The sequence below is a fragment of the Acidobacteriota bacterium genome (genome assembly GCA_030697165.1).
Classification (GTDB): domain Bacteria; phylum Acidobacteriota; class Vicinamibacteria; order Vicinamibacterales; family UBA2999; genus 12-FULL-67-14b.
Genome location: JAUYQQ010000023.1, coordinates 320171 through 344519 on the forward strand (window position 1 = coordinate 320171; position 24349 = coordinate 344519).

Below are 24349 nucleotides of genomic sequence, written 5' to 3' on the forward strand. Positions count from 1 at the left end.
ACCCGCGTGATCGGTAAAGACGTCGTAGTGCAAATTCCTCATTGCAGGATTCTACCGGGGAGGGCACTTCCCGACGGGATTCACAGATAGAATCGCCGCGATGCTCTTGCGCGGCGCAATGGTGCTTGCCTTGGTTGCCACCGCGACGACCCATGCCGGCGCCCAGTTGCTGATCGTCGCGCCGGCGGCGCCTGGGGGCGGGTGGGATCAGACCGCGCGGGTGATGCAGCGCGTGCTGGCGGAGCTCGAACCGGCGACGACCGTGCAGGTCGACAACATCCCCGGAGCGGCCGGCACGATCGGGCTCGCGCGGTTCGTGCAATCCGAACGCGGCAATCCCCATGCGCTGCTGGTCACCGGGCTCGTGATGGTCAGCGGCGCCATCATCAACGCGTCCCCGGTCTCGCTGTCGGACGCGACCCCGATTGCGCGGCTCACCGGCGAAACCGAAGTGATCGTCGTCCCCGCCGCGAGTCCGCACCGGACGATCGGGGACTTGGTCGAGGCGTTCAAGCAGGATCCGGGTGGTGTGTCGTGGGGCGGCGGGTCGGCCGGCGGCACCGACGATCTGCTCGTGCGGTTGCTGGCCGAACAGGTCGGGCTACCGGCCTCGCGCGTCAACTACATCGCCTTCGCCGGCGGCGGCGCGGCGCTCGCCGCCGTGCTCGGCGGCCAGGTCACCGCGGCCGTCAGCGGCTACGGCGAGTTCGCAGGACAAATCGCGGCCGGGCAATTGCGGCCGCTCGCGATCTCGGCCGAGGCGCGGGTGACCGGGATCGACGCGCCCACGCTGCGCGAATCGGGCATTCCCCTCGACCTCGCCAACTGGCGCGCCATCGTCGCGCCGCCGGGACTCTCCGATGCCGAGCAGGATGCCCTGATCGCCCGCATTACGAGCCTGGCCACCAGCGACGCGTGGCGGCAAGCCGTGTCCCAGAACGGCTGGGACGATCGGTTTCTCGCCGGCGCCGCCTTCCGCCAGTTTCTGCTGGCCGAACAGGCGCGCGTCGGGGCCGTGCTGCAACGACTGGCCGCCGCCGAGAACGACGCGCCACCGCGACACACGCTCGCGGTGACGCCGACGACCGTGCCGACGGTGACGATCGCGATCTTCGGACTGCTGGCGGCCGCGTTGACCGCAACACGCGGGCGCGATCGGACGCCGGTCGTTGCGGGCGGATCAGCGATGCGGATGGCGGCGTTGCTGGCACTCGCCCTCTTGCTGCAGCCGGTCGTGATGACGGCGGCCGGATTCATCATCTCGTCAACGCTGCTGTTTGTCGTCACCGCCACGGCCTGGCGCGGGGTCCGGCCGCTGACGCCCGTCATCGCGAGGGACGCGATGGTCGGTGCGGTCTTCACCACGATCATTTACGTCATCTTCAGCACCGGCCTCGGTGTGTCCCTCCCGTAAACTGAAACTGAAACTGAAACTTGTAACTGAAACCTCCAATTTTCAACTCTTCAACTTTCAACTCGCATGGGAGAACTCTGGAACGGCTTTGTCGTCGCGCTGCAGCCCATCAACCTGATGTGGGGGTTGGCCGGCGTCACGCTGGGCACGGCGGTCGGCGTGCTCCCTGGCATTGGACCGGCGCTGACCGTGGCGCTGCTGCTGCCGGTGACCTACGGGCTGGATCCGACCGCAGCGCTGATCATGTTCGCCGGCATCTACTACGGCGCGATGTACGGCGGCTCGACCACCTCGATCCTGCTCAACACGCCGGGCGAGAGCGCCACCATCGTGACGGCGATCGACGGGCACCAGATGGCGCGCAACGGGCGCGCCGGCGCCGCGCTGGCGACCGCGGCGATCGGCTCGTTTGTCGCCGGCACGCTGGCCACGCTCGCGCTGAGCCTGGCCGCGCCGGTGATGGTCCGGCTGGCGCTGGCGTTTGGCTCGGCCGAGTACTTCGCGCTGATGGTGCTCGCGTTCGTGATGGTCACCACCGTGCTCGGCGGCCGCGGCGCCCGGCTGGCCGGCTGGGTCAGCCTGATGCTGGGCCTGGTGCTCGGCAGCGTCGGCATTGACGGCCTGAGCGGACAGGCGCGTTTCACCTTCGGCATTCCGTACCTGCTCGACGGCATCGATCCGGTGATTGTCGCCATTGGCCTGTTCGCCGTCGGCGAGACGTTATGGATGGTGAGCCGCGGTCCGGGCGAGGACCACGTGCTGCCGGTCCGCGGGTCGCTGTGGATGACCGGCGACGAGTGGCGACGGTCGTGGAAGCCGTGGCTGCGCGGTACGGCGCTGGGCTTTCCGATGGGTGCACTGCCGGCGGGCGGCGCCGAGTTGCCGACCTTGATGTCGTACGCGATCGAGAAGCGGCTGGCGGCGAAGCCCGAGGAGTTTGGTCACGGCGCCATCGAAGCCGTCGCCGGTCCCGAGGCCGCGAACAATGCGTCGGCGGCCGGCACGCTGGTGCCGCTGCTCACGCTCGGCCTGCCGACCTCGGCGACCGCCGCCGTGCTGCTCGCCGCGTTCCAGCAGTTCGGCCTGCAGCCGGGTCCGCTGCTGTTCGAGCACGAGCCGAAGCTGGTGTGGGGCGTGATCGCCAGCTTGTATGTCGGCAACGCCATGCTCCTGGTGCTGAACCTGCCGCTGGTGGGGTTGTGGGTGAAGCTGCTGTCGATTCCACGGCCGTGGCTGTACGGCGGCATCCTCGTGGTCGCCTCGCTTGGCGCGTTCAGCGTGCACCGTTCGGCCGGCGACCTGCTGCTGGTCGCGCTCATCGGCATCATCGGCTTCGGCCTGCGCCGCGTGGGCGCGCCGATCGCGCCGGTCATGATCGGCCTCATTCTCGGGCCGGCGGCCGAGCAGCACCTGCGCCGGGCCTTGTCAATCAGCCAAGGCGACTGGTCGGTGTTTGTCACGCGGCCGCTGTCGGCCGCGCTGCTGGCCGTCGCGGCAGCAATTGTCGTGTTCGGCATCACCCGGCGGCCCACGCTACAATCGAGGCATGAAACTCAGTGACCTGTTCGGCGGCGGCTCCGATGTGCCGGCCGACCAGTTTCCCGATCCAGCGCTTGATGCGCCGGCGGATCCGACACGCGCACCGCAATCGATCGTGTTGGGCGGTGGTTGCTTCTGGTGCACCGAGGCAGTCTTCGCCAAGCTCGATGGCGTGATCAGCGTCGTCTCCGGCTACGCCGGCGGCAGCGTCGACACGGCGAACTACCAGGCGGTCTGCAGCGGCATGACCGACCACGCGGAAGTGATTCGCGTGCGATACGATTCGGGCCGCATCACGCTCGGGCAGATCCTCAAGGTGTTCTTTGCCGTCGCCCACGACCCCACGCAGTTGAACCGCCAGGGCAACGACCTGGGCCGGCAGTACCGGTCGTCGATTTTCTACGCCAGCGTCCACCAGGAGCGCGTCGCCGCGGAGTACATCGAGCAGCTGAAGGGCGCCGGAGTCTTTGACCAGCCCATCGTGACCACACTGGAGCCGCTCGAGCAGTTCTTCGAGGCCGAGGCCGATCACCAGGGATTCGTGGCGCGCAACCCCAACCAGCCCTATGTCGCCGCGGTGGCGATGCCCAAGGTCAGGAAGCTCGAGAAGTCGTTCGCGGACAAATTGAAGAAGTCGTGAGACATAATAGGAGCCGCGTGCGCTCGTAGCTCAACTGGATAGAGCATCGGCCTTCGAAGCCGGGGGTCGCAGGTTCGAGTCCTGCCGAGCGCACCATTAAATACCGGCCTAATTCCGATAGATGGCACTCCTGGGTGCCATCTTTGGAACTCAACAAAACTAGACCAAACCGGCATAACTTCCGGTAGGTTTCGCCTTTGGGATGGCACGGCGGATGGCACCGTCGCCGCTTTCCAAAACATTGCCCCTTGACAAGCATACAACTACTTGTTGTATGCTTGGTTTGTTCGTAAGGCAATAACGCCGACTCGATAGGAGTTGAGAGCGATGACGAAGACCACCGAAGCCCCGACCTTTAGCCAGCTGTTCGCCACGATCGTTGAGCAGCCCGGCATCATTCACGAAGCCTTCAGCCGGTTCCACAACTACAGCCTCGGGAATCAGATCTTGGCGTGGTTCCAGTGCACGCAGCGCGGCATCACGCCGGGACCCATCGCGACCTATTCAGCGTGGCAGGGGATGGGCCGCCAGGTGCGCAAGGGCGAGAAGGCGCTCGTGCTGTGCCAGCCGGTCACCGTCAAGAAGAAGGCCGAAGAGCCGGAAGGCCAGGAGGCCGCCTTCACGCTGTTCACCTATCGCGCGAAGTGGTTCGCGCTGGCCCAGACGGAGGGCGCCAGCTACGAAGCGGCGCTGCCGGCGACGTGGAGCAAAACCCAAGCGCTCGCCGCGCTCGACGTTACCGAGGTCCCCTTCGCGCACACGGACGGCAACTGCCACGGCTACGCGATCGGCCGCTCGGTGGCCGTGTCCGACATCGCTCCCATGCCCTTCGCGGTGCTGGCTCACGAGCTCGCGCACGTGGTCTTGGGCCACACGTCGGAGGGCCAGTGCAGCGACACGACGGACCGGACCCCGCGCGCGCTGCGCGAAGTCGAAGCCGAGAGCGTGGCGATGCTGGTGGTGGGCAGCCTCGGTGAGTCGGGCCTCGAATACTGCCGCGGCTACGTCCAACACTGGTTGAAGGGCGGCACGATTCCGGAACGCAGCATCCAGAAGATCTTCAAGGCGGCCGACACGATCCTCCGTGCCGGCCGTCAGGAGCCCGAGCAGCTGCAGGAGGCCGCATAATGTCGCCCGCAACGGCGACGGCCACCGGATCGCGTATCGTAAAGGGCACTATGTCAAGTCGCGGCAACGCCCCAAGCCTGGCCATCAGCGGCATCCCGCCCGAGGTCCTCGAGCGGTTTATGACTCGGGCCCGGCGTGACGGATGGTTCTCGAAGAACGCGCTGTTGATTGAACTGATGCGCGACTATGGGAACGAGACGCTCACGCCAGCCGCGGCGCCGCCCCCGTTCGACCCTACCCGGAAGCCGGGTTCATCCGGGCAAAAATAATACTTGACGGGCATACAACGACTTGTTGTATACTTGTCTTCGTTGGCACTAACGCCGACCCGATTCGAAGGGTTGAGAGCGATGAGCATCAAGAGCTTCAAGACGAACACCGCCCGGGACATTTTCCTCGGCGATAACACCAAAGCGGCGCGCAAGATCGCCCGCACGGCATGGCCTTCGGCGAGCCATCGCCTGCAGATCCTGAACATGGCGGCGCGCCTGAGCGACGTCGCCCAAACGCCGGGGGTTCGGCTGGAACCCATCAAGCACAGCAAACCGGGCTTCTACAGCCTGCGCGTCAACAATCAATACCGGATCACGTTCCGGTTCGAGGATGGCAATGCCTACGACGTCAACGTCGAAGACCCGCTCTGGCACCAGCCGTAACAAGCTGGTCCCGGGAGACCTGGCGGACCAACGCCGGGCTCCCACCCACCCCGGGGTGATGTTCAAGCTGGAGTTTCGGGAACCGCAGGATCCACCGGTGTCACAACGCGAAGCGGCGCGCCGCCTCGGGATCTCCTACAACTACATGAACCTGATTGAACTCGGCGAGCGCCCGGTCTCTCCGGAGATGTGCGTGAAATTTGAAGCGCTGACCGGCGCCAGCGCTGAGATGTGGGCGGGGTTGCAGATGCGCTACGACCTCTGGCACGCGTTTCAGTCCGCCAAGAAGCCCCGACCCATCCCCGGCGATCCGTTCGCCAGCAGCACGGCGCCGAGTAAGACTCGCCGGCCGCGCCGCTGACGGCGGAGGAATTGAGACACCAGCCTCGCAGGACCGGGGTGACCCTGCGCTCCCAGCGACCAGCTCTCAATTGCCCCCGCCGTTAGAACTCGACCATCGTGGTCACCGCTTGCGATGGCCGGCGGCCTCGAGGATCTCGGCCAGCTTCTTGCCGCTGACATACACGTGAGCCACGTGGCGCGCAAAGGTCATCTTCCCGGTCGGCGCCACGGTGATCGGTCCCGACTTGAGCGCCGCCTCCGCGGCCGCGGTCGCCCGCCGGCCCTCGGGCGTGAACCGTTCCGGCGTGTCGAGGTCTGCAAGCCGGATCGTCGCGGTGTAGCTCACGTCGAAGCCCAGCTCGACCCGGAGGACATACGTATCCGCATCGACCATGCGGACCAGGGACGCTGGGTAACTCGCCGGCTGGGCGCTCGCTGACGCCGGCATCCACAGCGCCAGCAGTAGCAGCCACGTCCAAGCGGCATAGACCTTCGCGTTCGGCCTCTCGCGGAAGCGCTTCTCGGCCTCGGCCGCCAGCACCATGTGCTCGCCGACGCGAGTTGCCGTGCCGAACTGGAACGTCGGCAGGCCGTAGCGCCAGGTGACGCCGACGATCAGCGCGCCCTTGCGATCGGGAGGCACGGCCGACAGCGGCGCCGCGACGTGCGCGAGGCCCTGCTCGAGGATGGTGGAGCCCTTAGCTGGGAAAGTCGGATCGCCCATGGCGTAGCCTCACAATGTCCAGCGCCGGGCGCCAGGCGGGAAATAGATCAGGGTTGGTGAGAATGCCGGAGTGACCGACGCTCATCAGGTCGTGGTTGAGGTCCGCTAGCGGATGCCGCCGAACGACGCCCACACGGCCGTCGCCGATCTCGCCGAGCCACTGCCAGCGGTCGCTGCAGTCGGAGTGGAAGTGCTGCCAGTAGCCGATGTTGCGCCGCGCGAGCTGCGCCACGGCCATCAGGTCCTCGCGCACGGGCGAGCCTACCGAGATCAGGTTGTTGACCTTCAGGCCCGCCGCACACGCGAACAGCACGACCTGCAGCCCATGGGAGTGCGCGACCAGGTGGGTTTGGGTCGGCGGCTGCCGGCGGTCCGGCGCCAGCGGTGGCACGAGCCAATCGAGTAGGTTCTGGCCGCCGGCTTCCCAGTCCGTGGTGTGCGGCTTTCGGCCGAACCAACGGCGCCAGAACTGCTGGCCGTTAACATCGGTCGACCAGACGAAGCCGCGGCCGTCGGGCCCGGTCAGCGTGTGGAACCCGTGCGCCACCATGAAGTTCGACCACGGCGACGCCGGGTGATACCACTGGCCCGCGCTGGAGCCACGCCAGGCCCACGTGCCGGCGATCGGCAGGAACGGGATGGTGTCCCGTTGCGGGGCGCTCACGGGACCGGCGCCCACAGATTGTCAGGGCGGCCTCCGACGGCCGGCGGCAGCGGTCCGCCGGCGTGGTGTGCGCCGGGCGCGCCAGCCCCGACGATGATGTCGAGCCCGGTCCACAGGTTCACCGGGTTACCGGCCGGCAGGTACGCCACCATGTCCTCGCCGTAGCCGCCTTCAATCGAGCGACCGCACCCGATCACGCCGCTCCCTTTGAAGTCACCCTCGAGCGCACACGCCTGCTGCCCACGGGGCTTGGTGATGAGACCCCAACCGTTGTCGCTCTGCGTCGTTCGCAGCGCCCGCGCCACTTCGCGGACGAATTGATGGCAGGCGACGCCGTCGCCCTGTTGGCACCGCGGGTAGCTCTTCGAGGCGGCCGCCACTGCTGTCAGGCACGCGCCCGAGATCGCCATGGTGTTCCCTGCCTTGCCGCACCCCGGGAAGCCCAAGCCAGATGACGGCGGCACAACCACCGGCGGTGCCGGCGGAGGGTCAGGGACTGGCGGCGGCGCCACGGGCACCAGCGGCACGCGGTGGTCACCCGGCGGCAGATCGAGCGGCTCGCGCGCCTGGTAGGCGCCAGCGGCGCAGCGCACGAGGACGGACCCGCGCACGGCGAAGTTGATGAAGCCACTGCCGTCGGCCGTGCGGCGGTCGTCGCCGATCGTGCAGGTCGCAAGGGGCACGCCGGCGCCGGTCACGGCGTCGTGCACCACGATGTTCAGGTTGACCATCGGGCCCGGTTCATCCTCAACGACTGGCGGCGGCGGCGGCGCTTCCACAGGTCCCGGCACCCCTGGTGTTGGCCACTTGACCGGCGGCGGGTCCTCGACGACGGGTGGCCGCTCCGGCCAGGCGATGGTGATCGGCGGCAGCGTCGCGCCGCACGCCACCAGCGCGATCGCGACGACGGTGATGGCGGTCAGTCGTGTCTTCATGACGGTCTCCAGAAAAAGCAAAGCGGCCCGAAGCGCACGCAGGGATTGCGTGAACCTCGGGCCGCTCAGGTCCCGATGCTCTATGTCGTGTCTCAGCGCGCCAGAGCGCGACGCCTTTCAGCCCCCGGACGGTGTGCACCCGCCGACAGCCATAGCTGAGACAACTTCGTGGTCAGTGCTTGATGCCGGGATCCTTGCCCGTTCGAATCATCGTGGCCAGGCGATCGGCGCGGCCGCGCCGACCCGCCAGGCCATCGTCGACCTGCCGCGCCCAGACGGAATCCATGATGTGGAACGAGACCGCCGTCCAGCACGCTTCCTGGAACCCGACATCCCTGGTAGACAGCGCCATGTCGGCAAACCGGATCGCGCTCACGAACTTCGCGGCGCCGGCGACGCCCAGGTTGAAGACGAAGTCGATGATGGCGCGCTGCCGCACGCCATCGAGCGCGTCGAAGTTGGGCCAGCGGCCGCGCACGTCGGTTTCGAACCGATCGACATCCGCGGCGAGCTGCAGCTGGCCGTCGGCCTCGGTGAGCCCATCACGTTCAATCCAGGCCCGCGTCAGCGGCCGGCCCAGGGCTCGCTCGAGCGGGCCGAGGCCGCGGTCGTCGATGTTGTAGCCGCACAGGATCGTGAGCTTTCCGGACGTGCACCGGTAGAGGCGCAGCCGCATACCCTCGTGGTCGATCAACTGCTGGCGTAGCGCGGCGCGATGGTCAGCGGTCACGCGGACCCCAGTTCCGGCGCCACGAAGGTGCCCTGCCACTCGAGCACGCGCGCGCCAGCCTTCACCGGCACGGCGTCGACGCAGACTACGAGCTCATCGCCGTTGGCTTTCACCAGCACGCAGTCCCGGCGCAGGATGCGGCCGTCGCGGATGGTGTGATCCCACGCCAGCATGAACGCCTCGACCTGGTCTTGATGAATCAGATTCACCCAGCCCATGCCGAGCAGGTCTCGCGACGGGTAGCCGGTCATCACTTCAAAGGCGCGGTTCACCGAGACAAACCGGCCCGACACGTCGGCCTGGAACGCCGGGCGGGCCATGCCGTCAAAGATGGCGGCCTGACGCGCGACCACGATGGTCAGTTGGTCCTTCATGCTCCCGCCGCCGTTGGGACTCAGCTCCGCCTCCACCTGCTGTTTGATCTGGCGGACCTCGCCCTCGATGCGATCAACCGTGGCAACCATTCGATGCACGCCCGCAAAGTGGGCTGTCACTGGTGTCACCATCAGCCGCCAGAGCTTCATCGCGAGCGGGCGCGTGAGCCAGTACAGCGCGCCGCCTGGTAATACCACGGCTGCGAGTAACCACCAGGATTCAACGGTCTCCCACATGCGCCCTCCTACACCGCCGCCGCGTAGAACGCATCGCGGATCTCGTCGGCGCGCTGCTGCGTCATCAAGTTGACCGACACCACGTGGGCGAGCATCGTCGCGACCAATGGGTGGTCGGTTTCCACGTGCTCAACAAGGGCCAACATCTCGAGCGCGTAGATCATCGACGTATCGCCGCCCGCGGCGCGCGCCTTGAGTTGCAAGTACTCGGTCGGGGTCATCAATTGGATGAACTTGAACCGAGAGAGCGTGCGAACGGGCGGCGATGGAAGGGGCTCCTGCGCCCACTCGCCGTCCGTCCAGATGACCCGAAAGCCGGGCTCCGGTTCCGGCATCTCGGGCGCCAGCACGTAGCCCGCGTCGGCGATTTCATCCGCCGTAAACGTTGACGGGTCGGTGCGGGTGAGACCGCTCGACAGCCGAATCCGGAACGGGATCGCGGCCGGCGTCTGCCCCGGAAACCGCTCGTTGAAGTACTGATCCAATGTTGACCTCTCCCTACAGGAACCCGGGCTCGAGGGCGACCATGACGGCGCCCCAATTTGTGTTGCCGCTCAACGTCGCCGTGATCGTGGTAGAGCCGGCCGGCGTGATCGGTGCGTCACTATCCGCCGCGGCTGTCACGCCGCCGAATGTCCCTACCTGCGTCGCACCTGCCGACCATGACGACACCGACCCGTTAACGACGGTGTACTGCACGGCCCAGCAGCCGGCGACGGTGGTCGAGAAGTTCACCGAGGCCATGTTCGACGATCCATTGCTGTTCGTCGCGAACACCGAGATCGGGGACTGAATGACGCCCGAGTAGGAGATGGCAATCGTGTAGCCGCCGCCCGTCGACGCGACCGTGTGCGCGCCGGATGGCGGGTTGGAGAGCTCCCAAATCGAGCACTGGCCGGAGCCCTGCTGTATCTGCGCAACCCTCGTCAGCGCGACGCCGTTGTAGGTGATCGCGCTGGCGTCCGGCCACGAACACACTAGAAGCTTCCGGTTACGGCCGCTTCCGCAGGTATGCGAGAACGAGGCGCCGCCGGTGGTCACCGCGTCGAAGGCCACCGTGTCGCGCTGGCGGGGCCAAATGCCCGCCCGGTGCGCGTTCGTCATGAGGTTCAGAAGCCACACCCCGCTCGCCGACAGGATCGTCGGCGTTCGAGTGGCGCCGATCACGCCGCCGTTCCATCCGGACATAGCTAGCTCATATCCTCGCCGCTGGCGACGGCCTCGAGATCGCCGGACGCCGACGCCAACACGGTCAGCTTGTCGCCTTCCTCGAGGTAGAGCGGGCACCATTCTTTCGGAGCGACCGACCCGTCGGCAGGGATCGAAAGCGTCTGCCCAAGCTTGAAGTACGTGGCGGTCGACGAGTCATACCATTCAACGGTGCCGTCGACCGGCACCAACCCGTCGACGTTCGCCAAGTTGATGACGTTGACCCGCACGACGTGATCGGCCGCCACCGCGGGGATCAGGTCCGTCCGCGACGTGCCGACCGCGCACCCGTAGGTCTTGCCTGTAATCGTTGAGACTGACGCGATGTTCGGGGCCGCCATCTATCCTCCAAAAATGATCGCCATTGCGACCGAGCCGTCGAGCCTCACGAAGGGGCCGCCGTTCTTGCTGGCACGAATTGAGTTGGTTGCGGAGTTGTGGTAAATGACCGCGTCACCAGACGGCGATACGGCTGGATCAGACGCGGCCCCGTCGATTTTCACCTGGGACAGTGCCACCGTCCCGGCCTGGATGGCGTTCAAGTTGTCTCGGTGATCCGTGTTTAGCGTGGCAGCCGAATGCACCTCGCCCGCCACATATGTCCGAGGAGTCGTCCAGACACCAACAGCCACCGGACCCAAGGGCCACACCACTGACAACCAAGACAGAAGGTCTGGAAGCACATCCACAAATGGGAGCATCATCACCAGCGCACCCCGTGAGCCGCGTTTTCGATGGCTAGATCCAGAAGCCCTTCCGTCTCTGGGTTCCATCCCCTGTTCACAGTCCGAGGTCGGGCCAACAGCAAGTGCTCAATATTGAGTCGATCGGGGTCGGCCGGGAAAACAACATGGGTGTGGATCGCTCCGCAGCCCATACAGTAGGCAGCCGCGAAGCCGGGGTCGGCCGGCACACCCGCGCCACACTCGCAGTCGACCAGCCAACGCCCGTGGTCCACCCGCGTCAGCTTCTCTGCGACGGACTCGTGCACTGAGATGCGCAACCCTTGTCGCTGAAGCTTCGAGACTACGGCTGCGTGCCTTCGGCGACACGCCGATTCATCTCGCACGCGGTGCACGTCCCTTGTGGTTTCAATAACAAATTTCATGGCGTTGGTTCTCTGTCCTTAGGTGGCCTAGCCGTAGGCCAACACGTTGTCGTCCAGGGTGCCGGCGATCGGATCGTCCAGAATCAGAACGTCCGAAGTGTCTGCTGGTGCAAGGGTGTATTCCGTCGACAACAGACCGTCGAGTGTTAACTCCTGGTCGAGTGCATGAATAAAGGCCTGCGCCGAGTCGATGCCGGTCGTGGCGTCGGTGATGGCGATGGCGTCTCCGACGTCGCGGAGAATCGCCTGCTCAAGGAGCGCGTCGCTGAGTTCAGATCCGATGCGCACCTTGGTGGGCACATTGGTGACACCACCATGCACGTGCGCCTTGAACTGCGCGACCCCGACACCAACATTGCGATCGCCCTGGTAGGGCATCAGAATCGGAGTCGGCAGCGGTTGACGACCGTAGGCCTCAATGCTGGTCTCGTTCTCGCCACGGCTCGACACGGGCCGATAGCGATACAGCCCCTTGCCGCGGCACTGCAGGCCGTCAGCGCCGCCAGGGCCACGGACGTAACCTTCGACGCTACCGTTGTTGGTCAGTTCGAGCATGACTCTCGACCCAAAATAGGTCGCCACGACCACGAAGGACGCCGCCAGATCGGATCCAGCCCCATCCATGGAGCTATTTGCGGTCCAGTCGGTCGTGACTACAGGCGCCACCATGCTTTTGCCACCGACAAACACCGCCTCGTTATCGGGATCTCGGTAGTAGACGAACAACGTTTCCGTGCGGCCGGCTGAGACCGACACGGGGCTGTCGAGCCTGACCAGGACGGTGGTCGCCGCAGCATCAACTCGCCGAGGCACCGTCAGCGTCTCGACGTCGTTGAAAATATGATCGAGCGAAGAAGGCGCCTGAAGTGAGCCAGGCTCATCCGACAGATCTGCGGTCTCGAACTCATACTCTGGCTCCACACCAGCACGGGCGTGCCGGTTCTCGAACCGAAGCGTTTCGCCAGCGTCGGAGTCCCCTCGGAGATAGAGATACCCGCCCTCGCTTTGGAGGATGTCCTGGGCCACTTGCGAGGCCTTCGCGACAGATCCACCGAGATCATCGAATGCAAACGCGTATTCGTCGAGCCCCGTGTCCAGATCGACGTGCGCCGGCGCCTCTTCTGCAAGGTCAATCAGAAGTTGCAGCAGTTCATCGGGGCGCACGTTTTCCTGAAGGTCGAGCGCCACGGCATCGAGCGTGGCGAAGTCGTCCATCCAGTCGCGCGCGACGCAGGTGACGGCCCGAAGGCCGACCACAGCCGGATCCGGCGTGCAGACGCGCAGGCGCCCCTTGAACACGAAACGGGTGTTCGTGCCGTCGGTGAGCCGCAGGCGAATCCAAATGCCATGCCGCCAACCCGTGCGGCAATTGGGATGCCCAGGCGACCAGAAGCCTTCCACGCCGGCCTCGTTCTGTGTCGAGTTGTCCAGCGTGAAGCTGAACGTCCCGGGTCCGGCCAGAAGATCCAACGGTCCGAATCCGAAGATGCCACGCCGCCAGCGGAGTGGGTCCCGGATCAGGTCGGCCGTGATGTCATCCCACTCATCGACGCCGTATTCGTTTAGCACAAGCGCTTCGACGCGTGGCGTCACGACGTTGGCCATTACAGGCGCCTCCCGGCGGTCTGTGCGCCATGACGGGCTGCGGACTCTACCATCGACGGAATGATCGTGGCGAGGTCGCGGCGCAGCCCGGCCAGTTCCTTTAGGAGTCCTGAGTCGGCGCTGCCGCCACCATCACCAAATCTACGGCCACCGCCGCTGAAGGCGAAGTCCTCACTACCCGCCTCGCCGGCTAGGAACAGCGTGGGGCCCGTGACGTGGCCCATGCCACCTTCGGCCATCGGCAGCACAGGCACCCCGCCGATCGTGCCCTGCCCGAAGTCCTCAGGCGCGCCGGGGTCGTAATATTGGGCTTCGATTGTGATCGTTTTGTGCGCCGGAATCGCACCGATGGCGTTCGACACGCCCAGGAACTGATCGATCAGCGCCGACACTTTCACGATCAGCGCGTCCATGCCGGCGATGAGCTTGTCTTGGGCGCTGGCGCCGGTCTCTTTCCAAATGCCCAGCTCTATGCTCTGGTCGATGAGTTCCTGGGTGCCAGCCTCGAGGGGGATGTTCAGCAGCTCGGATTGCACCTTCGCCTGATGCAGGTAGTCCTGCATGGGCAGGAGGGCCAGGCGCGAGCCTTCCTCCGTGCCGGCAAATTCGGCCTGCAGTCGGGTGTGCAGTTCGGTGCCCGTGCGCTGCATGGCTGCGAAGCGCTCGACGTTCAACAGACCGAACTGGGCCAGTGCCTGTAGCGACTGCCCGTGCGCGGCCGCCGCGCCCAGCAGCTGCGGGTTCGTCTCCGCGACGCGTGCCGACAGCAGGAGCTGCTTGAGCCCCACGTCTTCGACGTCCAGGCCGAGCGCCTTGTAAGAGTCGGCGATCGGCACCAGCGACGGTCCAACGGCCTTGATTGCCTCCGACCAGGTCATGCCGCTCGCGATGGCGGCAGCAAACGTGCCGACAGCCTGCGCGCCGAGGTCCGCCAGCTGCTGTTTACCGAGCTGCGCCGCACCCGCCTGCGCGTCGAGGGCCTGCTTACTGGCGGCTAGCGCGAGGTTGTAGGCCTCAAGCGCCTGGGTGTGCTGCTCGGACTGGTCGGCATCGGAGAACTTCGTCAGCGCCTCGCGCGCCTTGTCGAGTTCCTCGCCGGTGGTCTTAACACGGTCACCGACCGCCAGCCACGGGCCGGTCATCCCCGTCGCCACGGCCGCGAACGACGACACAGCCTGAGCACTGGCGGCAGCCACAGCGGCCAGGCGGCGGTCGAACTCGGCGATCAGGGCATTCATCGCCTTCAGCCCAGCCTGCCCCTGGTGGCCCCAGTTGGCTTCGAAGCTCAAGCCGACGCGGTTCGCCTTCGCCTCGAGCTGCTCCAGCGGGCCATGCGTATCGAGGAGCTTATTGCGCAGCTCGCCGATCTCGGCGTTGACCTTCTTGACGGCTTCGTTCACGCCAATCCCGAAGAGCTTCTTGAAGCCTTCCATGGCAGGACCGACCATTGAGCCGATAGCCGACCCAATCGCCTGCCCGCCAGGTCCGCCGAGCCCGAACCCGATCGCGCCCCCAATGCCGGATCCGATCTGCGACCCGATCGACTTGACCGCGCCCCAGATGTCGCCGCCGCCTTCGAAGGCGCGCGCTAGGGTGTCAGGAATCTGCGCGAGATTGTTCACCAGGCCGGTGCGCATGGTGCTCCACGCCTGCGTCCACTGCTGCGAGTCGGGCAGGTTCTCCTGCAGGAGGCGCGTGTCGGCAAACCCGACGAACAGCTTCTTGAGGTCCATGCTCGACTTCAGGACCGGGCCAACCGTCTGCACTTCACCTTTCAACCGGTGGATCTGTTCCCACAGGTCCTGCGTGAAGTCGCCGGCCTTCTTCGCGTCGGTGGCGTATTCGCCGATGGTGACGTTATAGCGCTGCTGAAACTGGATCAGCGGGTCAAGCGTGTCGGCCAGCAGCGAGTAGTCGCGCGCGAGCGTCGAGTGCCCCTTCAACAGCGCTGCTTGGGCGCCTTCCCGCAGGCGTGCGGCCATCTCGCCGAGCTTGCCCGGCAGGACGTTCAGGGGGCCATTGAGCGCATTGAGTTGCTTGACCACCTCCCGGGCACCCGCGAGTGCGTCGGCCGCACCCAGCCCGCGCAGCGACTTCTGGAAATCATCGGCGGATTTCTTCGCCTCCTTGAGTTCTTCCTCGGTGCGTCCGATGGCGCCCGTCGCCTGGTCCAGATGCGGGCCCAGCTTCTCGGCATACTGCCCGACCCCCTTCATGGCATCTGCGGTCTCGTCGAGCGCCTTCGCTTGCCCCTTGGCGGCCTCGGCCGCACGCTCCGCGGCCCGCATCGCCTTGTATTGCTCAGACGCTCCCTTTGGCAGCAGGCCAATCAACTCGCCAAGCCGAGCACTAAAGCGCCCGATGACGTCGGTGGCACCGGTCCACTCGCCAATCCAGCGGCCAATCTGCCAGGCGGCAAACCCGACGGCCACGACGGCGATCCCCTTGCCGACAATCGCCATCGTCGTGCCGAGCGCGCCGGCGGACGCCTCCATGAGCCAGATCCGAGCGGTCAACATGGGTATGGTGTTGCCGAGGGTCCACAGGCCCTTCGTGAGAATGCCGACGTTCGTAATCAGCGACCCGACCACGAAGACGACAGGACCAGCGGCCGCGGCCAGACCGACGAGGCCGATGACGCCGAACTGAATGAAACCTGGCAGCGACGCGAACGTCTTTGCCATCCACTCAAGCAGCGGCACGAGCCCACCGATCACCGACATGGCCGTCTTCATCGCCGGCATCAGCGCTTCGCCGAAGATCAAGGCGACATCCTGGACGCGGTTCCAGAGCAGCGTCGCCTGCGAAGAGACGGTTTCAAAGCGCTTGCCGGCCTCGGCGCTGAGGGCGCTGTTCTCCTGCCAAGCCTGCGACTGGATCTTCAGCGACTTCGCGACGTTGTCACCGGAGAGCGCAAGGCTCCGAAGCAGGTTCGACTGGCGAATTTCCTTCACGCCGAGCGACTCGATGACGGTGTTCAGGTCACCACCTTCAGCCTTTATACGGCCAAGGCCTTCGATGAACATCCGCGTGGCGTCGGCCGCATCTTCCTTGAAGGCCTTCGCGAACACAGCGCTGGACACGCCGGCCACCTTGGCAAACGCCGCGAGGTCTGCGCCGCCCTTCGACACAGCCTGCGAAATCTCGATCAGCGTCTTCGACATCGCCGAGCCACCGGCCTCAGCCTCGATGCCGACGTTGGCGATGGCCGAGGCATAGCCGAGCACTTGGCCCTGGCTGAGCCCGACGGCGTTGCCGGCGCTGGCGATGCGGTTCGCCAGCGAGAGAATCTGGTCCTCAGTCGACGCGCCATCGTTGCCCAAGGCCACCAGCGTCGACGCGAACCGCTCCGTGTCCTTGCCGGCGGCGCCAAAGATGTTCTGAATCTTGGCGATGCTCTCGGCGGCCTGGTCCGACGTAACGTTCGTCGTCACGCCGAGCAGGGCCATCACCCGCGCGAAGTCGACGATCTCGCCCTTGGGGATGCCCAGGGCACCCGCGGCCTCGCCGAGGCGGTTCAGTTCGTTGACGTTGATGGGGATGGACTTCGACAGGTCCCGGAACCCCTGCGCCAGCGCAGCGAACTCCGGCTCGGTGGCATCCACCGTCTTACGGACGCCCGCAAACGACGATTCGAAGTCAACCGCGACCTTGGTGACACCCGCCCCGATCGCGATGAGGGGGAGGCTCATCTTCGACAGCGCCGTGCCGACGTCGGCCGTCTGGCGGCCGTAGGTCTGCAGGCTCTTTCCGGCGTCGCGCCACGACTTGTCCAGGCCGTTGGCGCGCGCGTCGACCTTGTCGAGATCCCGGAAGAAAGCTCCGCTCTCGGTGGCGAGTTCGAGAATGGCGGTGCCGATGCGCGATTTGGCCATCTACGTCTTCTTGGGCCGCCGCATGGCGATACCCATCGAACCCAACTGCTCTGGCGTCGCCACGACGCGGTTGCTCTTACCTGCACTCCGAAGGTCTGCCGCCTCGCGCCAGTCCCTTTGGATCGACTTCTGGTCGTCTTTCTTGAAGCTCCCCGTGCCCACGCCTAACCGCTGAACTTCCAAGAGCGAGTCGCGGGCCCGTAACTTCGGCAACATCCCCACGTAGGCGCGAATCACGCCGATCGGGACCCGGAACAGCCAGGCCTCGGGATCGACGTGATAGAACGCCGTCAACGTCGGGAGGAGTTCCCCCCAGTCCGCCGGCGGGCCGTCGTCTTTGCTTCGGCTGGCGTCGTTTCGTTCGCTGGCCGAAGCTTCGTAAAAACATCCAGGATGAGCACGCACTGTGACGCGCGCAGCTTTGCGCGCACCGCGTCGGGCGCGTCGAGAATCACGTCGATGACACCACGCAGGAGCTGCTCGGCCTCTTCCGCCTCGGCCTTCGAGAGCTTGGCCTTCACCATCAGATGGCCCAGCCGCGGCAACTCGGTTTCGAGCTGCTTGTAGGCGATCAGCGGCAGGCTTTCTGGATGACGAACGTCGTAGGTGCGCCCGTCGATCTTGATGGGCTCACCGTTGGAGAGTGTGCTGAGGTCGAGGGTGGGGCGGTCTTTCACTGCGGCCATGGATGTCTCCTGCGCCAATCTGGGGGTGAACCGAGAAGCCAATGCCGAGACGCCGGCATTGCGCTTCAATCTCTTCGAGCTCAGCGGCCTTATCTCTCAGCCGTTCGCGGGTGGTGCGGATGGTGGCCTTGCACTGCGCCACCTCCGCACTCACTCGCCGGTGCTGATCGATCAGGGCACTAGGTGTCGCTGACACTGTCCTGGGCGACGATGCGCCCGAAGCGTTCGTCGTCCGAGGTGGCGTTGGGATCCTCGAGGGCCTCGAACTGCAGCGCGAGCGCCGCGGCCTGGTCCTTCTTCTTCACCGGCTCCGGATTGCCGGTCTGGATGCAGACGGGGACTTCGTACTGCATGGCGAAGTCATCGCCGTAGGGGGACGGGCCGCGCGCGATGAGCGAGTATTGCGTGACGCTGCGGCCGCGGGTCATGCCGATCTTGCGCGGCGCGCCCGACTCGTTGGTGACGACGTTGCCGTTGAGGGCGATCTTCCACGCCTCGAGGGTCATGTCCGCCAGCTCGAAGCTGATCATCAGCTCCTCGTCGGTCCGCCAGGCCTTGCGGGCGCCGGTGGAACCGGCCGACTTGAACTTGGCGATCGTCTGCGGGTTGCTGACCTTGACACCCTCTTCGGTGTAGTTCCGGTCACCGGACACGCCGACCTTCGTCCAGTCCCCGTCCGGTTCGACGTCGATCGGCGGGAACGCCGTGCCGACCGGCGCCAAGTAGATCGTGAAGGGCGCGGCGATGATTTCGTACGGAGTGGCATTCGACAGATCGGGTGGCATGGCGTGGTCTCCTAGGACTGGGAAAGGGCGAACTTCAGCTCGTGTTTCAGGTTCTTCAGCAACGTGTCTTCGCTGACCATCAGTCCGGCGTCGCGATACTTGTCGAACACGTGCGCGACCGACGGACCATGCAGCTTCTTCAGCGGCAGTCGGGTCTTCCCCTTGCGCTCGAACACCGCCGTGTGTTCATTGGTCTGGCCATGGCGAACGGTGGCGATGAACGCGTGGGGATACTTCCCCTTGCCGGGCGCCGGCAGCCGGGCCGTGACGCCCTTGCCTCGGCCGAGCGACGGCACCGGCCCCTTCGCCCGGAACTTGATCAGCGAGATCGGCGCGCCGGTGGCGATCACTGCGGCGGTCAACCGGTTCAGGTTGGCATCGCGCGTCTTCATGCCGCTCTTGACGTCGCCCACCTTCAGGCCGAGGTCTTGCGCGACCTTGCGGATCATGAACGTCTTGGTCGCCAGCGCCGACCGGTTCAACGCCCGCACGATCGCGGGCTTCGCGCGTCCCTTCAAGCGCTTGATCGCGCGAGAGACGTCCTTCGTCTTGAACTGCAGTCGCAGGGTTCCGGAATCGGCGGCCATCGTTACAACTCCGGTTGTCCCCAGCGCTCCGAGTAACGGAGCGAGTAAGTAATCGCGAGGCCGACGGTCGTGCTACCGGCTTCGCGCTCGGCCGTCCGCGTGACGCCGCGTTCCATCTCACAACTGAGCAACCCGCCCAAAGACCGGTCATCCAGTTCCCATGCGCGCTTGATGTCCTCGAGGAGGTCCTCGACGGCAATCCACGGGTGCCAGTCATCGGCTGGCACGTCGGGCTTGGCCACCTTCGCAATCGCCTGCAGCTCGATCGGCAGTTCCAGGAACACCTTGTTGCCCTGCTGCTTCGGTTCGTCGTCGCCAATCAACATGGCGATCACGACGTCCGGATCGTCCTGGCCGAGTTCCGGCGTCTCGTTCAACAGCACGCTTTGGCCGGCGTTCGTGTTGAAGCCGGACGCGATGAGGATGGCCTCGAGTCGCGCGAACCCCGCTTCAAGAATCTGCCGCCGCCGAGATGCCACTTACGCCTCCACCACCAACACGCGCGTTTGGTCGAACTCGATGCCGATCGTGCTGTCTACCTTCCACAGCTTCGCGGCTTCCCCGGCCTGCTCGGGCGCGCTGACCAGCGTGCCTTTCGGCACCGTCGGCACCTTGTCCCGTCGCAGGACCATCAGCTTCATGTGCTCGCTGCGGCTCAGGTCGAACCCGACAGGGTTCCCGTCGGTCGAGGCGTTCACCCAGGTCACCGTGGTCTCAATCGGCGTGGTGTCCGCGGGTGTCGGCCGTGTCACCACAGCCGGCACCCCGAACGCCCGCATGATTGCCGCCATAGAGACCCGGGCATCCGCCATCAGCGTCGACTAGCTGCCCTGAACGACCTTGATGACCGCGCGCGGGCGCGTGCACAGGTTGAGCGGGTTCGACTGCGCGTGGACCTTGGCCCATTCCTGCATCTGCGGGTCGATGGCGACGCGCGAGTAGTAGGGCAGGCCGACGGTGTTGACGGTGTCGAGGAACTTCGCCGGCGCGTAGCGCGTGATGAAGATCCCCGTGCCTTCGGGCACCACGAAGCACTCGGCGTCGGCGAAGAACTTCGTGCCGTTGACGCTGCCGCGGTAGTTCTCGAAGGTGATGCCGCCGTATTCGAACCCCTTGCGGAGGTCCTTGCGGAGCGTCTGGCTCTCCTGATACTTCAGGCTTTCCTTGACGTCCGGGTGCTCGACGAGCTGGTCGAAGAACGTGTCACCGCAGAACGCGCGGTAGCCGGTGACCGCCTCGGCGCCGAGCTCGTTCTCGCTCAGGCGCTGGATCTCGACGCAGCGGCGCCGGATCTCTTCGCCGTCCGAGTTCAGGTCGATCTCGGCCGTCTGCTGCGAAACGCCGAACTCGGTGAACAGGTTGAACAGCGTCGAGTCGTCGGCGTCGAGCACCAGGCCCTTGATGGCGCCCACGCGGTGCCGCTCGAGCGTCACGTCGAGGTCGCCCTTGAGCTTCGCCTGGCGCTGGGCCACGACGGCCTGCACGCCTTCCGTGGCGTTCTCGCTGCCGAAGGCCCGCACACCCTGCACGTGCTGCGGCAGGATGGTCGATTCTTTCTTCAGGTGCGGCACGACGAAGCTCCGCACCTTGCGCTTGTCGCCGCCAACCGTCGCCGCCGGGGCTCCGGGCTGGCTGGTCTGCACCAGGGCGATCGAGCCGTCGAGCTCCTCGATGACGGCCACATCGGTGGTAATGCCCTCCGACTGGAACAGGCCGAGGCTGCCGATGCGACCGGGCTTGTGCGGCATCTTGTTGATAGCCGCGGTCAGCGACATCAGCGTGAACGCGTCGTTGTTGAAGATGTTGATCAGGCTGCTCATGGTGTCCTCGTTGTCCTCCTGCCGGTTGGGTTTCGCGCGCCCCGACTAGGAGCGTGCCTTCACGCCCAGCGCGGCCAGATCGGCCAGGCCTGCAGCGTCATCCACGCCCTCGTCCCACGAGAGCTCGGAGGTGCGCACTTCAGCGCCCCAGTTGATGATCACGCCGTCGTAGTCGACGGCCGCATCGGTGTCGTTCACGATCTTGTCGAACAGCACGCCGGCGGCCGTTTCACGGCCATCGGACGAAGCATCGTCGAACGCCACGTACTTGCCGGTGGCGCTGACCTGGCCGAGCACCTTGCCCGGGTTGAAGGTCGTGTTGGCGGGCACCGTGACGGTCACCGCGTCGCGGCTGATCCGACCCGGTGACTCGGTGTGGAGGAATTCCCCTGAATACTTGCCTTCGGTCAGAACAGACATTGCGAACTCCTATTGAGAAACGGTGGCCTTGTTGTGCTGCGCGTAAATGGCGGCCGCGTCAATACGGGCCGTCGCCTTCGTGCCGGTGTCCGGGTCGAGCGTGGGGTCGATGTTGGCTTCCGCCTTCATTGCGACGAGCGTGGTCAGGTGCGCCTTGACCTCGTCGATGGTCATGTTGGTCTTGACCAACTGGTCGGCCACCCGCTCGCACTTCGCATTCGCGCAGAGGGCCCGCACCGACGTTTCGCGCGCCGCCGCGGCCGCCCGCACGGCTTTCGCCTCGTTGACACGCGTGGTGACCTGTGCGAGTGGCGCCTTCTCGGTGATCAGCGCCTGCGCCACGTCGATGCCGAGACCGGCGTCGGCGCACAGCTGCAGCACGTCGGAAGCCGCGGCGGCCTGAGGCGGTTCAGCCGCCTTTGGCTGTTCCGGTGCGAGGAACGCCTTCACCTGATCCCGGTATTGATCCGGAACGGTGAGCGTGGCCATCACCCGGCTATCGAGGCACGCCGCGGCTTTCAATCCCTCGATCTTCTCGGTGGCGAAGCCCTTGGCGATCGCTTCATCAGCGTTCAGCCAGGTTTCGGCCGCCATGAGGGCCTGGATGTCTTCCGTCGACAGCGTCGAATGCCACTGGTAGGTGGTCACGATCTGGTCGCGGAACTTGTCGAAGTCGTCTGCGGACTGGCGCAAGGCCTTCGCGTTGCCGCAGACGCAACCCCACGGGTCATGCACGAACATCAGGGCGTTGTCGCCCATGCGAATGGTGTTGCCGGCCATCGCAATAACGGACGCGATGCTGGCCGCCAACCCCTCGACGATCACGTTCACGGTGCGGCCCTTGGTCATGCGCTGGTCGCGCAGACCGTTGGCAATCGCGATGCCCTCGAAGACGCTCCCGCCCTCGGAGTGCAACTTGACGTTGAGCGACTTCACCGTCGCCGGCAGGGCACTCAGGATGTCGAGGAGCTTCTTCGCCGAGACGGCGTCGTCGTCCCACCAGGACTTGCCGATGTAGCCGTAAATCAGCACGTCGGCCTCTTCGGGCTTTTCCGCCTGATTGACGACGTTGAACCATTTGCGCGGCTCGCTCATTGCTGTGCTCCCTGTGGCTGGGTGTTCGTGTCTTCGACGTCCTTGGCTTCAGGCGTGCTGCCCTTGAGCGACACGCGGCCATCAGAGTCGTGCTTCAGGCCCATCTGGTCGGCCCGCGCGTTGTCGTCTTTCTGCTGCTGGTCGATCTGCTCGACGTCCTCACCGTGCTCACTGACGACGGACGCGCGCGAGGTGAAGCCGTTGCGAATAGCTTTTTGATCGGCTTCGACGTCCTGCACGGGATGCAGGTAGGCCCAGCCCTGCGGCATCCACTTGACCTTCGTGAACGGCGTCGGGTCAGCGAGATACGAATTCGGGAACGGCAGCTTGCCGGCCAGGAACGCTGCGTTCAGCCACGCCAGCCACACGCGACGGCACAACTGAAAGCCAATGATCTGGTGCTGCCAGGCCTGAATGCGGCGCCGGAACTCGGCCAGCAGCACGCGCATGATGCGGTCGTTTAGGTTGCGCAGGTCGCCGGTCACCACTTCGTATGGCACGCCGACCGCCACGCACGCCGCCATCAGCTGCTGGCGCATGAACTCGGGATACATCTCGCCGACGGCGGGAGGCTCGGAGAACTTCACATCCTGCCCGGGGTCGAGTTCCTGGAACAACCCGGGCTCCAGCGGCACCAGCGGGCGCTTTGCGGTGTTCTGCGAGGCGCTGAGGCCAGTCAGCGGGTGCGGCGAGTCCGCGCCGTCCGTGGCGTCCTTGTTCGTCACAAACGCCACGAACATGTTGGCCAGTTGTTGGCGCAGCAGCGTGGCGTCGTCGAACTTGTTGGCGTCGAACAGACGCGTCAGCGCCGGCGTGAGGACCGGCAGCCCGCGCAACTGCCCAGGACGTAGCGGGTCGAACAGGTGAATGACCTCATGCTCCGGGACCCGACGTAGCGAGCCGCGATCGAAGTCGTCCAGGTCACCGGGCCGCGACGGGTGGAACCAGTAGGCGACGCGCCGACCAATGCGATCGAACTCGATGCCGGCCTTGATGCGATTGCCATTCGCCGTATAGGTGGTGTGCTGGTGCGGGCACATCTCCGGCTCGAGGATCTGCAGCTGCAGCGGCACCGTCAGGCCGTCCTCGAGGAACCGCGGGCGCAGGCGCACGAAAGCCTCACCGCCCTCAAACCACCCGCGCGTGGCCTGGGTCTGCTGGCCGTAGTAGTCGAGCACGCCATCGGCGTCGCTCTCGTCAGTCCACTGCTCGAACAGCTCCTGAATCTGGGCCCGCAGGCTGGTATCCGCCGCGCGCGACAGCGGCTTGATCCCGGTGCCGACGACGTTCGACACCAACTTGTCGATGGGGCTCTTGGCGAAGCCGTCGTTGCGGGTCGCCTGGCGCGAGCGGTTGCGCAGCGTCGAGAGGTTCCACAAGACCGAGGCGTTCGGACTGACGTCAGGCGCGACCCAGCCCAGCGCCCGGCGGCCCGTGCCGGCGGCCTCGAACGCCGTGTTCTTGACGTTGGGGACTGACGACATACGCGTCATGGCCCCAACGCGCACCGGCGCATCCAGTTCGGGCGAGGCACTGAAGGAGGTGGCCATCAGTGGAACCCACTCCCGGAGGCGTAGCCGACGGACTGCTTCGAACGACCACCGAGCAGCTCGCGCAGCAGGCTCTTGAAGTAGCCGATGCGCGACTGCAGCTCGTTCGAAGAGTTGTAGGTGATGCCACGATCAGCAAACTGCACGCCCTTCTCGACGAGCAGAAGCCCGTCCTCAAGGGTCTGAATGCGTTCGCGGAGCTGCGCCTCGGTGTAGGCCATTCGGG

The 24349-nt window shown here is 65.7% G+C and carries 29 protein-coding genes and 1 tRNA gene; 9 read left to right on the top strand and 21 right to left on the bottom strand.

Translation table 11 applies throughout. The features are described 5' to 3' along the window. The first annotated feature begins 100 nt into the window (after positions 1 to 100). The 8 genes from Q8T13_23540 (at position 101) to Q8T13_23575 (ending at position 5738) form a co-directional block, all read left to right on the top strand. Positions 101 to 1414, top strand: a complete 1314-nt coding sequence (locus tag Q8T13_23540) for a tripartite tricarboxylate transporter substrate-binding protein (GenBank protein MDP3720747.1) — start codon at positions 101 to 103, stop codon at positions 1412 to 1414. 66 nt (positions 1415 to 1480) lie between these two features. Then, complete coding sequence (locus Q8T13_23545; protein ID MDP3720748.1) at positions 1481 to 2974, top strand: tripartite tricarboxylate transporter permease; 1494 nt, start codon at positions 1481 to 1483, stop codon at positions 2972 to 2974. After that, a complete protein-coding gene (gene msrA, locus Q8T13_23550) occupies positions 2961 to 3593 on the top strand; it encodes a peptide-methionine (S)-S-oxide reductase MsrA (protein MDP3720749.1) in 633 nt (210 codons plus the stop codon). The genes Q8T13_23545 and msrA overlap by 14 nt, the downstream gene beginning before the upstream one ends. A gap of 19 nt (positions 3594 to 3612) precedes the next feature. Then, positions 3613 to 3689: transfer RNA gene (locus tag Q8T13_23555), tRNA-Arg, on the top strand. A 231-nt stretch (positions 3690 to 3920) separates the two neighbouring features. Next, positions 3921 to 4721, top strand: a complete 801-nt coding sequence (locus tag Q8T13_23560; protein ID MDP3720750.1) for an ArdC-like ssDNA-binding domain-containing protein — start codon at positions 3921 to 3923, stop codon at positions 4719 to 4721. Between the two features lie 50 nt (positions 4722 to 4771). Beyond that, a complete protein-coding gene (locus Q8T13_23565) occupies positions 4772 to 4990 on the top strand; it encodes a hypothetical protein (GenBank protein ID MDP3720751.1) in 219 nt (72 codons plus the stop codon). 81 nt (positions 4991 to 5071) lie between these two features. After that, the gene (locus Q8T13_23570) at positions 5072 to 5377 is read left to right on the top strand and encodes a type II toxin-antitoxin system RelE/ParE family toxin (protein MDP3720752.1); all 306 of its coding nucleotides are present in this window, start codon (positions 5072 to 5074) and stop codon (positions 5375 to 5377) included. Further along, positions 5331 to 5738: a HigA family addiction module antitoxin gene (locus Q8T13_23575; protein MDP3720753.1), complete on the top strand. Its 408-nt coding sequence runs from the start codon at positions 5331 to 5333 to the stop codon at positions 5736 to 5738. Before Q8T13_23570 ends, Q8T13_23575 begins: the two co-directional genes overlap by 47 nt. Before the next feature lie 102 nt (positions 5739 to 5840). Here Q8T13_23575 and Q8T13_23580 read toward each other — a convergent pair whose 3' ends face one another. The 12 genes from Q8T13_23580 to Q8T13_23635 form a co-directional block, all read right to left on the bottom strand. Beyond that, on the bottom strand, positions 5841 to 6443 hold the full coding sequence (locus tag Q8T13_23580; GenBank protein MDP3720754.1) for a hypothetical protein: 603 nt from the start codon (positions 6441 to 6443) through the stop codon (positions 5841 to 5843). Next, positions 6418 to 7107: a hypothetical protein gene (locus Q8T13_23585; protein MDP3720755.1), complete on the bottom strand. Its 690-nt coding sequence runs from the start codon at positions 7105 to 7107 to the stop codon at positions 6418 to 6420. The genes Q8T13_23580 and Q8T13_23585 overlap by 26 nt, the downstream gene beginning before the upstream one ends. Next, on the bottom strand, positions 7104 to 8042 hold the full coding sequence (locus Q8T13_23590; protein ID MDP3720756.1) for a hypothetical protein: 939 nt from the start codon (positions 8040 to 8042) through the stop codon (positions 7104 to 7106). The genes Q8T13_23585 and Q8T13_23590 overlap by 4 nt, the downstream gene beginning before the upstream one ends. A gap of 172 nt (positions 8043 to 8214) precedes the next feature. After that, positions 8215 to 8772, bottom strand: coding sequence for a hypothetical protein (locus Q8T13_23595; GenBank protein ID MDP3720757.1), 558 nt, complete (start codon positions 8770 to 8772; stop codon positions 8215 to 8217). After that, positions 8769 to 9383: a PAS domain-containing protein gene (locus tag Q8T13_23600; GenBank protein MDP3720758.1), complete on the bottom strand. Its 615-nt coding sequence runs from the start codon at positions 9381 to 9383 to the stop codon at positions 8769 to 8771. The genes Q8T13_23595 and Q8T13_23600 overlap by 4 nt, the downstream gene beginning before the upstream one ends. Before the next feature lie 8 nt (positions 9384 to 9391). Then, on the bottom strand, positions 9392 to 9868 hold the full coding sequence (locus Q8T13_23605) for a hypothetical protein (protein MDP3720759.1): 477 nt from the start codon (positions 9866 to 9868) through the stop codon (positions 9392 to 9394). A gap of 13 nt (positions 9869 to 9881) precedes the next feature. Beyond that, positions 9882 to 10571 (bottom strand): hypothetical protein, encoded by a 690-nt coding sequence (locus tag Q8T13_23610; protein ID MDP3720760.1) that lies wholly within the window; start codon positions 10569 to 10571, stop codon positions 9882 to 9884. Between the two features lie 2 nt (positions 10572 to 10573). Beyond that, positions 10574 to 10933 carry a hypothetical protein gene (locus tag Q8T13_23615; GenBank protein MDP3720761.1) on the bottom strand — a complete coding sequence of 120 codons (360 nt, stop codon included), beginning with the start codon at positions 10931 to 10933 and terminating at the stop codon, positions 10574 to 10576. Between the two features lie 794 nt (positions 10934 to 11727). Beyond that, on the bottom strand, positions 11728 to 13305 hold the full coding sequence (locus Q8T13_23620) for a hypothetical protein (protein MDP3720762.1): 1578 nt from the start codon (positions 13303 to 13305) through the stop codon (positions 11728 to 11730). Further along, the gene (locus Q8T13_23625; protein ID MDP3720763.1) at positions 13305 to 17180 is read right to left on the bottom strand and encodes a phage tail tape measure protein; all 3876 of its coding nucleotides are present in this window, start codon (positions 17178 to 17180) and stop codon (positions 13305 to 13307) included. The genes Q8T13_23620 and Q8T13_23625 overlap by 1 nt, the downstream gene beginning before the upstream one ends. After that, entirely contained in the window at positions 17181 to 17474 is a 294-nt protein-coding gene (locus tag Q8T13_23630; protein MDP3720764.1) for a hypothetical protein, read from the bottom strand. It lies immediately after the preceding gene. Continuing rightward, positions 17471 to 17866: a hypothetical protein gene (locus Q8T13_23635; GenBank protein ID MDP3720765.1), complete on the bottom strand. Its 396-nt coding sequence runs from the start codon at positions 17864 to 17866 to the stop codon at positions 17471 to 17473. The genes Q8T13_23630 and Q8T13_23635 overlap by 4 nt, the downstream gene beginning before the upstream one ends. Between Q8T13_23635 and Q8T13_23640 the strand changes: the two genes are divergently transcribed. Continuing rightward, the gene (locus Q8T13_23640; GenBank protein ID MDP3720766.1) at positions 17865 to 18059 is read left to right on the top strand and encodes a hypothetical protein; all 195 of its coding nucleotides are present in this window, start codon (positions 17865 to 17867) and stop codon (positions 18057 to 18059) included. The two genes, Q8T13_23635 and Q8T13_23640, sit on opposite strands and share 2 nt — an antisense overlap. On the opposite strand, the gene Q8T13_23645 is transcribed toward Q8T13_23640, so the two are convergent. The 9 genes from Q8T13_23645 to Q8T13_23685 are packed head-to-tail and all read right to left on the bottom strand — an operon-like array spanning position 18046 to position 24344. Then, positions 18046 to 18651 (bottom strand): hypothetical protein, encoded by a 606-nt coding sequence (locus tag Q8T13_23645; protein ID MDP3720767.1) that lies wholly within the window; start codon positions 18649 to 18651, stop codon positions 18046 to 18048. The two genes, Q8T13_23640 and Q8T13_23645, sit on opposite strands and share 14 nt — an antisense overlap. Before the next feature lie 11 nt (positions 18652 to 18662). Next, positions 18663 to 19238 (bottom strand): phage tail protein, encoded by a 576-nt coding sequence (locus tag Q8T13_23650; protein MDP3720768.1) that lies wholly within the window; start codon positions 19236 to 19238, stop codon positions 18663 to 18665. A gap of 2 nt (positions 19239 to 19240) precedes the next feature. Continuing rightward, positions 19241 to 19717, bottom strand: coding sequence for a hypothetical protein (locus Q8T13_23655; protein ID MDP3720769.1), 477 nt, complete (start codon positions 19715 to 19717; stop codon positions 19241 to 19243). Then, complete coding sequence (locus Q8T13_23660) at positions 19718 to 20050, bottom strand: hypothetical protein (GenBank protein MDP3720770.1); 333 nt, start codon at positions 20048 to 20050, stop codon at positions 19718 to 19720. Positions 20051 to 20059: 9 nt separating this feature from the next. Beyond that, the gene (locus Q8T13_23665; GenBank protein ID MDP3720771.1) at positions 20060 to 21058 is read right to left on the bottom strand and encodes a major capsid protein; all 999 of its coding nucleotides are present in this window, start codon (positions 21056 to 21058) and stop codon (positions 20060 to 20062) included. Positions 21059 to 21103: 45 nt separating this feature from the next. Further along, the gene (locus Q8T13_23670) at positions 21104 to 21478 is read right to left on the bottom strand and encodes a head decoration protein (protein ID MDP3720772.1); all 375 of its coding nucleotides are present in this window, start codon (positions 21476 to 21478) and stop codon (positions 21104 to 21106) included. A gap of 9 nt (positions 21479 to 21487) precedes the next feature. Beyond that, positions 21488 to 22573 (bottom strand): Clp protease ClpP, encoded by a 1086-nt coding sequence (locus Q8T13_23675; protein MDP3720773.1) that lies wholly within the window; start codon positions 22571 to 22573, stop codon positions 21488 to 21490. Further along, entirely contained in the window at positions 22570 to 24123 is a 1554-nt protein-coding gene (locus tag Q8T13_23680) for a phage portal protein (protein MDP3720774.1), read from the bottom strand. The genes Q8T13_23675 and Q8T13_23680 overlap by 4 nt, the downstream gene beginning before the upstream one ends. Further along, a complete protein-coding gene (locus Q8T13_23685) occupies positions 24123 to 24344 on the bottom strand; it encodes a hypothetical protein (protein MDP3720775.1) in 222 nt (73 codons plus the stop codon). The genes Q8T13_23680 and Q8T13_23685 overlap by 1 nt, the downstream gene beginning before the upstream one ends. Positions 24345 to 24349 lie beyond the last annotated feature (5 nt).